2 rRNA genes are annotated in these 312 nt (G+C 53.8%); both read left to right on the forward strand.

Going from position 1 to position 312, the window contains the following annotated elements:
- Window positions 1-115: ribosomal RNA gene (locus A7Z06_RS21580) — 23S ribosomal RNA — on the forward strand; the annotation flags it as partial.
- Between the two features lie 99 nt (window positions 116-214).
- A 5S ribosomal RNA gene (rrf, locus tag A7Z06_RS21585) occupies window positions 215-312 on the forward strand; the annotation flags it as partial.

Below are 312 nucleotides of genomic sequence, written 5' to 3' on the forward strand. Positions count from 1 at the left end.
TGACTCCTTGAGAGTCCTGAAGGAACGTTGAAGACGACGACGTTGATAGGCCGGGTGTGTAAGCGCAGCGATGCGTTGAGCTAACCGGTACTAATGAACCGTGAGGCTTAACCTTACAACGCCGAAGCTGTTTTGGCGGATTGAGAGAAGATTTTCAGCCTGATACAGATTACATCGACATGTCGGAACAGGACGTGTTGATAAACAGAATTTGCCTGGCGGCCGTAGCGCGGTGGTCCCACCTGACCCCATGCCGAACTCAGAAGTGAAACGCCGTAGCGCCGATGGTAGTGTGGGGTCTCCCCATGCGAG

The sequence above is a fragment of the Escherichia sp. MOD1-EC6819 genome (assembly GCF_002965765.1).
GTDB classification, from domain to species: Bacteria; Pseudomonadota; Gammaproteobacteria; order Enterobacterales; family Enterobacteriaceae; genus Escherichia; species Escherichia ruysiae.